Genomic DNA, 9,396 nt, shown 5'->3' on the forward strand with positions numbered 1-9,396 from the left:
GCCCGGAGCGGGCGGATCCCGGGTCACTCCTGCCGCGGGGCCGTTCAGGCGGGTTCGACGCAGAAGACGGCCGCCCGGACCTGCTCGGCGGTCGGCGTGCCGGTGAGGCCGTGCACCCGGATGGTGGTGCGCTCGCCGGGCAGCAGGGTGGTCAGGCCGCGGTCGGCGGCGGCGGCCGGGTCGATCCGGTCGGCCTGCAGCAGCAGGTCGCGGACCAGGGTGCGGGCGGTGACGACCACGTCGAGGGCGCCGTCCCCGGTCTCCTCGACGGTGAGCTCGAACTCCGGGGCCGGGTAGGCGAACGCCTTGTCGGGGACGGGGAAGTGCACGGCGCGCAGGCCGTCCGCGTCGGCGACCAGGTACTCCTTGCCGGAGCCGTCGGCGGGCAGCAGCCCGGCGGGGACGGGCAGCTGGTGGACGGCGCGGGCGTCGGCGGTGAGCTCGGCGGTGGTCTCGGCGAGCACGTTGCCGTCGGCGTCCAGGCGGCGCAGGCGCAGTGCGGTGGTCCAGGGCTCGGCGGACTGGTTGACCAGGGCGATCCGGGGGGCGCCGTCGCGGTCGGCGGGCTGCAGGGTGAGCAGCCGGTCGGCGTACAGGCGGCGCAGTTCGTGGTGGAGCGGCTTGAGCCGGCCGTCGCCGTCGATCGCGGCCCAGGAGGAGACCGGCCAGCAGTCGTTGATCTGCCAGACGACGGTGCCGGCGCAGTGCGGCCAGTGCGAGCGCCAGTGTTCGATGCCGGTGGCGATCGCGCGGGCCTGGATCAGCTGGGTGAGGTAGTGCCAGCGGTCGAAGTCGGCTGCAGCGGTGGGCAGTTCGAAGTGGCGGGCGACGCCGCGGTTGAGCTTGCCGTTGCCGTCCTCGGCCTTCTGGTGGTGCAGCATGCCGGGCGAGTCGGCGGCGAGGTCCTCGGTGGGCAGGGCGCGGCGCAGGGTGGCGTACGCGGGCGGGGCCTGCCAGCCGAACTCGGAGACGAAGCGCGGGGCGCTGGCGCGGTACTCGGCGAAGTCCTGCCGGTTCCACACCTCCCAGGAGTGGTGGGTGCCGTGGTCGGTGTCGTTGGGGTGGTGGTCCCAGCTGCCGGACCAGGGGCTGCCGGCGGTGTAGGGGCGGGTGGGGTCGAGTTCGGCGACGATCCGGGGCAGCAGGCCGAGGTAGTAGCCCTCGCCCCAGGAGTCGCCCTTGAGTTCGTCCTCCCAGCCCCAGTCGCGGAAGCCCCAGAGGTTCTCGTTGTTGCCGTTCCACAGCACCAGCGAGGGGTGCGGCATCAGGCGCACGACGTTGTCGCGGGCCTCGGCCTCGATCTCGCCGCGCAGCGGCTGCTCCTCGGGGTAGGCGGAGCAGGCGAACAGGAAGTCCTGCCAGACCAGCAGGCCGAGTTCGTCGCACGCCTCGTAGAAGCCCTCCTGCTCGTAGATGCCGCCGCCCCAGACCCGGATCAGGTCGATGTTGGCGTCGGCGGCCTGCTGGAGGCGGTGGCGGTAGCGGGCGGGGGTGACGCGGCTGATCAGGGTGTCGTCGGGGATCCAGTTGGCGCCGCGGACGAACAGCGGCTCGCCGTTGACGACCAGGGTGAAGGGGGTGCCGGCGGCGTCGGGGGCGGTGCGCAGTTCGACGGTCCGGAAGCCGATCTTGCGCTGCCAGGTGTCGAGGAGTTCGCCGCCGGCGGTCCCGGCGAGGGTGAGGCCGAGGTCGTAGCGGGGCTGTTCGCCGTAGCCGCGGGGCCACCAGAGGGCGACGTCGGCGGCCTCGAGGGTGAGGACGGCGCTGTCGCCGTCGAGGACGGCCTCGGCGAGGGCGCCGGCCACCGAGGCGCGGAGGGTGAGCGGGCGGCCGGCGCCGCTCGCGGTGCGCTCGACGGTGACGTGCAGTTCGACCCGGCCGGTGCTGCCGGAGACGGTGACCAGCGGGCGGACCTCGGCGATCCGGGCGGTGGACCAGTGCTCCAGCCGGGCGGGCTTCCAGATGCCCGCGCCGGGCAGGGTCGGGCCCCAGTCCCAGCCGAAGCTGCTGGCCATCTTGCGGATGTACTGGAACGGTTCGGGGTAGACGTTGGGCCGGTCGCCGACCAGGCCGCGGACGCGTTCGGCCTCGGTGTAGGCGCTGGTGAACCCGACCTCCAGTTCGCCGGTCAGGCCGGTGGCGTCGAAGCGGTAGCGGCGGTGCATGTTGCGGGTGGAGCCGAGCCGGGTGCCGCCGAGGGTGACGGTGGCGGCGGTGTCGAGGCCGTCGAAGACCAGGTCGGTGCGCTCGTGGCGGCTGCCGTGGGCGGGCAGTTCCAGGGTGTACGTCCAGTCGCGGCGGCCGACCCAGGCCACCTCCAGCTCGTTGGCGTCCAGGAACGGGTCGGGGATCAGCCCGGCGTCCAGCAGGTCGGTGTGGACGCAGCCCGGGACGGTGGCGGGCAGCCGGTCACCTTCGTGGTGCAGGCTCCAGCCCTGGTCGAGCGGGGTGGTGTCCTTCATGCGTGCGGCTCCTTGGTCGTTCGGCCGGACCGGTGGTCGGGTTTGCGGCGCGAGCAGAACCGTAACCCGCTGGGGCGGCCCTGTCCATAAACCGGTTATGTAAATGCCTTGATGGGTTTCAGTGATCGCTCGCTCCAGCGCCAGCTGCGCAGAAGCCCGGAACGACACTGCTGCCCCACCCGCCACGGACGGGCGGGGTGGGACAGCAGGTTTACCGGTTCACCAATGGCGTCGGCGGGTGCCGGGTGCTCAGCCCACGGCCTTCCGCGCCTTGCCCCAGCGCCGGTTGAGGTCCGCGAAGTAGGAGTCCAGGTCGCCGGGGGCGGCGCCGGCCGCCAGGTCGACCAGCTTCCGCCGGTAGTCGGGCGCGTCCAGGCCGATGCCGGCGGCCTTGTCGATCGCGTCGACCTTCGCCAGCTGCTCCCGGGTCTGCGGGATCATCCGCACCGCCCGCTCGTCCAGGGGTTGCAGCGAGGCGGGCAGCTCCGCGCCGCGCACCGCGGAGATCGACTCGTCGGCGGCGGCGCTGCCGGAGCGGGTGATGTACCACTCCAACCACGCCTTGGCGGCGTCCTGGTGCGGCGAGTGCACGTTCACCGCGTACTTGTAGTCCGGCTGCACGACGGTGCAGAAGTGCCCGTTGTGCTGCACCGGCAGCGGCATGAACCCGATGTCGTCCGGGTTCGCCCCCGCCTTCGCCGCCGCGTCGCGCATCTGCGAGACCGCCCAGGAGCCGAGCTCCATGGTGGCGACCCGGCCGGTGGCGAGCAGCTGTTTGGACTGCTCCCAGTCGGTGGTCTGCGGCTCGGACTCGGTGAGCTTCTCGTGGACGGCGCGGTACAGCAGGCTGTCGATCTCGTACAGGTCCCTGCCGGGCGCCCACGGGGCGTCGGTGGCGGCCAGCTTGTCGCGCGCGGTGTTGTCGCAGCTGGGCACGCCGATCGCGTCCGTCCACTGCCGCAGCGGCCAGCCGTCGTGGTAGTTGGTGTAGTACGGGATCGCCCGGGTCTTCTCCTTGACCGCCTTCAGGTCGGCGATGAACCGCTCCGGCGTGGTGGGCCATTCGGTGATCCCGGCCTGCGCCCACACCGCCTTGTTGTAGACCATCCCGGAGGCGATGCCGATGTTGGCGATGCCGTACACGTGCTCGTCGACGGTGCCGTAGTCGATGTAGTCGAAGGTGTCCGACAGTTCGCGCGCGTTCCCCAACGAGCTGAAGTAGACGGGGTACTGGCCCGCGGGCAGGTTGTCCGGGATCAGCAGCACGTCGCCGTAGCCGCCCCGGGCCAGCAGCTTGCCGACCTCGCCCTCGTAGTCCACGAAGCCCTCGAAGCTGACCTTCACCTTCGGGTAGAGCCTGTTGAACTCGGCCGCGTACTTCTTCAGCAGCCCGCTGTCCACCTGGTCGACCCGGTTGGTCAGCACGGTGATCGACCCGGCCACCTCCGACCGGTCCGCCTCCGCCACCACCCCCTCGAGCGGGGCGGGCCCGGCGCCGCCGGTGCACCCGCCCAGGGCCAGGGCCAGTGCGGTCGCCGAACCCACGGCGGCCCATCCTCTGCGCATCGCTTCCTCTTGCTCCTGCTGCTCGTGCTCGTCCCCGTGCCTCCGGGCGTCCGGCAGCCGCCGGACACCCGAAGGGATCTGACTGTCCGTCAGTAGGTGGTGCAGGTCTGGCCGTTGAGCGTGAAGGACGCCGGTACGCCGTTGGTCCCCACGCTGGAGGTGCCGCTGAAGCCGAAGTTGACGCTTCCGCCGGCCGGGATCACCGTGTTGTAGCCGGACGGGTTGCTCGCCACCACCTGCCGGCCGGTCTGCACCGGCAGCGCGTTCCACATGTTGGTGACCTTCTGCTCACCGGGGAACGCGAACGCCACCTGCCAGCCGTTGACCGGCGTGCCGCCGGTGTTCTTCACCGTCACGTCGCCGTTGAAGGTGCTGCCCCAGTCGGACAGCCCGTAGTGCACCGCGCAACTCCCGGCCGGGGCGGGGCTGCTGGCGGAGGCGGACGCGGACGCGGACGCGGACGCGGACGGGCTGGCCGACGCGCTGGCACTCGGGCTCGGGCTCGAACTCGGGCTCGAACTCGGGCTGCCGCTCGGCGTCGGGCTCGAAGTGCCGGTGGTGATACCGGACTTGGCGCGCATCCGGTCCGAGTGGGCCCGGAACACCGAGAGTTCGGGCGCCCCGGCCATCACGCCGAACTTCCCGTCCACGCTGCGGTCCGCGTACCACCAGAACGCGCTGCCGTCGCCGCCGGCCGCCTCGAAGTCGGGGTAGAGCTGGCCCCACCAAGCCGACCGGTCGACGTTGTGCACGTTGAACTCGCCCATGAAGAACGGCTTTCCGACCTTGTCGTGCGAGTCGGCGATCCAGGAGCGGATCAGCGCCTTGGTCTGGTCGAGGCTCAGGTTCGCCCAGGACTCGGTCGGGTACGGGTGCGCGGAGGTGTAGTCGATGTACGGCGACTGCTGCACGTACACGAAGGGGTTGCCCTCGTCCCCGCCGAAGCCGTAGTTGCTGCCGTGCCCCTCCAGGCCGACGCCCAGCAGGTGCTTGGAGTCGATGGACTTCACGAACGCGCCCATCTCGTCCACCCAGGCGCGCAGCGTGGTGCCGTTGACGTTCTCGGCGGCGCTCTGGTCCTGGTAGCGGGGCTCGTTCATCAGGTCCCAGGCGAAGATGGTCGGGTCGTCCTTGTACTTGACGCCGCTGTAGTGGTTGACCCGGTTCAGCGCGTACGAGACGTAGTTCTTGTACGAGGTGAAGCAGCCGGGGCAGCGGGTCTTGTCGAAGAACGCGGCCCGGCCGGGCTGGCCGCCGGAGAGGCCCTCCCACTGGAGGCGGGTGTCGATGCCGCCGTACGCCTCCCAGTAGTTCTCGAACACCGGGACGAGGCGGATGCCGTGGGCCTTGGCGGACTGGATGATGTAGTCGAACTGGGCGAACTCCTGCTCGTCGTACACGCCCTTGGACTTCTCGAAGCCGTGCCAGTTCTCGTGGCTGAACATCCACAGCCGGACCACGTCGACCTTGTCGGCCTGGAGGTTGGCGAACTGGGCGTCGATCCGGGCCTTGTCCATGAACTGGGTCTCGGTGTCGCCGTAGCTGCCGCCGTAGGTGAACATGTCGTAGGTGTTGGTGCCGGCGAAGTAGTACTCCTTGCCGTCCAGGCAGAAGTGGGTGCCGCAGCGGGTGGCGAACGAGTCCGCGCCGGCGGCCTGCGCGGTGTCGGCCCGGCCGAGGGTCAGTCCGGCCGCGGCGACCGAGGCGGCGAGCAGCAGGGCCATCGGCGCCAGGCGCTTGGCGGAGGTGTGGGGGCGGTGGTGCTGGAGTCTCGGGTTCACGCGAGTGCCTTTCGTCCCGGATGTGTGGGGGTGGGAGTGCGGGTGGGAGGTGCCCCGGCCGCCGGGTGTCCCAATCACGGCGGCTCGGGGCCGCGGTGCGGACGGCGGCGTTCGTCGGGGCGTGCCGCCCGCACCGGGTCTTGCGGGGAAGTGCTCCTCTTGCGCGGGGCAGGCGTCCAGCGGCCTGCCCGATCGGTTGGTTAACCGATTAAGGCGAGAAGACCGTACGGGCGGTCCGACATCGTTGTCAACGGGTGGTTAACCGTTTGTTGCCGAGCGACCCCCCGCCGGGGTGCCGGGCTACAACGGGAAGGTGCCGCGTAGTAGCTTGAGAGGGCACAACAGGCCCGCGTCCGGCACCGGCAGGAACGACGGGCGGCCGACGAGCAGTCCTGAAAGGTTCCGTGGAGCAGGTGTCCCAGCAGCAGAGCCCGCCGGCGAAGCGGCCGACCATCGCCGACATCGCCAGGATCGTGGGCGTGTCCAAGGTCTCCGTCTCCAACGCCTTGAACGGTCAACCGGGCGTCTCGGACGCCACCCGCGCCAGGATCGCCGCCGTCGCCGAGGAGCTCGGCTTCGTCCGCAACAGCGCCGCCCGCGCCCTCAGCGGCGCCAAGGCCGCCGCCGTCGGCCTCGCGCTCTGCCGGCCCGCCCGGATGCTCGGCACCGAACCGTTCTTCATGGAGCTGATCGGCGGCATCGAGAAGGTGCTCTCCGACGCCTCCTACTCGCTCGCCCTCCAGGTCGTCTCCGACCACGAGCGCGGCCTGGAGGCGTACCGCCGCTGGTGGGGCGAGCGCCACATCGACGGCGCGATCCTGGTCGACCTGCGCCGCGACGACGCCCGGGTGCCCGCTCTGGAGGAGATGGGCCTGCCCACCGTCGTCATCGGCCACCCCTCCGGCTCCGGGAAGCTCACCCCGGTCTGGTCCGACGACGCCGCCGCCGTCCGCGAGACCATGGAGTACCTCGCCGCGCTCGGCCACCGCCGGGTCGGCCGGATCGCCGGCCTGACCGGCCTGGTCCACACCGCCATCCGCGACGAGGCGTTCACCGCCGCCTGCGCCGACCTCGGCCTGGACGCGCTGCCCACCGTCCACACCGACTACACCGGCGAGGAGGGCGCCCGCGCCACCCGCCGCCTGCTGCTCTCCCCCGCCCGCCCCACCGCGATCCTCTACGACAACGACATCACCGCCGTCGCGGGCCTGTCCGTCGCCCAGGAACTCGGCCTCTCCGTCCCCCGGGACCTCTCCCTGGTCGCCTGGGACGACTCCCCCCTCGTGCAGGTCGTCCGCCCGCCGCTGACCGCCCTCACCCGCGACATCCACGCCTACGGCGCCCACGCCGCCCGCACCCTGCTCGACCTCGTCGCCGGCCGCCCCGTCACCGGCTACGAGGACCAGGCCCCCCAGCTCACCCCGCGCGGCTCCACGGCCGCCCCGCCGCCGGCCGACTGAGACCGGCCTCCGATCCGGACGGGCCCTGTCGCGGCGTCGGCGTCCGGGCCGGGGGCGAGGCGGCGGGGCCCGATGCCCTCCGGGGCGCTGAGCGCGCCCGTACCGTCCGCCGCAGGTGGTCGCACCGACCGTACGGCCGTCCTTCGTGCGGAACCCCGGTGCCATCCCTCGTGACTGCCGCCGGCTCCCCGGCGGTAGGGTCCAGCCCGTACCCGGTCCGGTCGAGGAGTCGTGCAGCGTGAGGTCACCCGAGGAGCTCGGTCAGGTCGACTGGGCGGCGCTGGAGCACGCGTACGGGTCGGCCGAGGACGTGCCGGAGCTGCTGGCCGCGCTCCACGGGGACGACCCGGACGCCGTCGACGAGGCCGGGCACGAGCTGGTCGGCGCCGTCTGCCACCAGGGCAGCGTGTACTCGGCCTCGGTCGCCGCCGTCCCGTTCCTGGCCCACGTGGTCCGGCACGCGCCGCTGTCGGAGGCCCGGAAGCGGGCGATGGTGCTGCTGTTCCTGATGGCGGAGCACGAACCGGAGGAGCCCGGGGAGCCGCGCCGGGCGGACGGGACGACGACGGCGGTCTGCGCCGAGCTGTGCCGGATGCTGCCCGACCTGCTGCCCTGCCTGGCGGACCCGGACCAGGAGACGCGGCAGCTCGCGCTGCGGCTGGTGGCCTCGGTGGCGGACGTGCTGCCCGAGGCCCGGCGGGCCGAGCCGGCCGAGCTGCTGACCGGGATCCTCGAAGCGGACGCCGCACCGGCCGTCCGGGCCGACGCGCTGCTGGCACTCGACCGCTTCGGGGTGCAACTGGCCTTCCTGGACAGCCCGTTCGCCGAGATCCGGCAGGTCTCGGCGGTGCTGGCCGCCGACCGGCACGGCCCGCCGTACCCGGCAGCGGTGGTCGAGGTGTTCGCTGCCGACGGGCCCTCGGGCGGGCCCGGCCCGCTGTGGCCGGTCACCGGGGAGCCGGCGGAGCACCTCACCCGGCTGCTGCGGCGCGACCCGGACGCGGCGCTCGCCGTCGCGGGCCGCTGGATCGCCGCCGGGGACGAGGGCAGCCACGGCAGTTGGCTGGCCGAACGGGTGGCGGAGGGCTGGCGCGACCGCGAGGCCGAGGTGCTCGACCTGATGCTGGCCGCGCTCCCCCACCACCGCGACGAACCGGCCCCCCGGCTGCGCACCGTCGCCCACTGGATCGAGCACCTGCGCACCCCGCCCGCCGCCCTGCTGGACGCCCTGCACGCCCACCTGGACCGGGACCCGCTCGCCCTGCTCGCCCTGGTCCGGGCCCGCGACCCGCGCGCCCTCGACCTGCTGCCCGGCCGCCCCGACGCCGACCTGCTCGCCGAGGCGGCCCGCCTGCTGCCCGCCGCCGCGCACCCCCGGCTGCGCGTCCTGATCGCCCGGCAACTCGCGGACTGCACCGACGAGTTCGCCAGCCGCACGCTCGTCGAGGCGCTCGGCGCGGTCGGCGGCGGCACCCCCGAACTGACCGCCTGCCTGCGCGAGGGCCGGGCGGCGGTCCAGGCCGCCCGGGTGCTCGGCCGCACCGCCACCGCCACGCCCCGACTCGCCTCCCTGCTGGGCGAGTCGGCCGCCGCCGAGGACGGGGCGCTGCGCGCGGCGGCCGCCACCGCCCACTATCGGCTGACCGGGGACCCGGCGCTGGCCCTGCGGGCCTTCCCCGAACTCCTGACGGATCGTCAATCTATAGATGCAATCGCCGAGTTGGAGCCGCTCGGCGCCGCCGCCGCGCCCCTGCTGCCGCTGATCACCCCGCTGCTCGCCGACCGCCGCCCCGAGCGCCGGACCACCGCCGCCGGGGCGCACCTGCGGATCACCGGCTCCCCCGGCCTGCCCGCCGCCGACCTGATCGCCCAACTCGACCCGGGAAAGGACGTGTTGAGGGCCCTGCCGCTGCTCGCCGCGTTCCCCCGGCTCCCGGAGGAGGCCCGCCCGTTCCTGCGCGGTCTGGCCTTCGCCCCGCGCCGCCTGCTCCCCGAGGACTTCCTCGGCGTCCTCGGCAGGACCGGCGGCGGCCGCGACGACTACCGGGCCCGCTCGCTCGCCCTCACCCTGCTGCGCACCTGAACCCCGGAGCGGCGCCGACCACGAAACGGCGCCGCCCGCGGAAC

General features: G+C 73.1%; 5 protein-coding genes. 2 read left to right on the plus strand and 3 right to left on the minus strand.

Features of this window, described 5'->3' with window-relative positions; all coding sequences use genetic code 11:
* Positions 1-44 precede the first annotated feature (44 nt).
* The 3 genes from ACFUEL_RS28245 to ACFUEL_RS28255 form a co-directional block, all read right to left on the minus strand.
* A complete protein-coding gene (locus tag ACFUEL_RS28245) occupies positions 45-2,462 on the minus strand; it encodes a glycoside hydrolase family 2 protein (RefSeq protein WP_380239591.1) in 2,418 nt (805 codons plus the stop codon).
* A 249-nt stretch (positions 2,463-2,711) separates the two neighbouring features.
* Positions 2,712-4,007, minus strand: coding sequence for an ABC transporter substrate-binding protein (locus tag ACFUEL_RS28250; protein ID WP_380239592.1), 1,296 nt, complete (start codon positions 4,005-4,007; stop codon positions 2,712-2,714).
* Between the two features lie 110 nt (positions 4,008-4,117).
* A complete protein-coding gene (locus ACFUEL_RS28255; protein WP_380239593.1) occupies positions 4,118-5,809 on the minus strand; it encodes a cellulose binding domain-containing protein in 1,692 nt (563 codons plus the stop codon).
* 404 nt (positions 5,810-6,213) lie between these two features.
* Between ACFUEL_RS28255 and ACFUEL_RS28260 the strand changes: the two genes are divergently transcribed.
* Entirely contained in the window at positions 6,214-7,269 is a 1,056-nt protein-coding gene (locus ACFUEL_RS28260) for a LacI family DNA-binding transcriptional regulator (protein WP_380239594.1), read from the plus strand.
* Positions 7,270-7,507: 238 nt separating this feature from the next.
* Complete coding sequence (locus ACFUEL_RS28265) at positions 7,508-9,352, plus strand: hypothetical protein (protein ID WP_380239595.1); 1,845 nt, start codon at positions 7,508-7,510, stop codon at positions 9,350-9,352.
* Positions 9,353-9,396 lie beyond the last annotated feature (44 nt).

Source organism: Kitasatospora sp. NPDC057198 (assembly GCF_042670125.1).
GTDB lineage: Bacteria > Actinomycetota > Actinomycetes > Streptomycetales > Streptomycetaceae > Kitasatospora.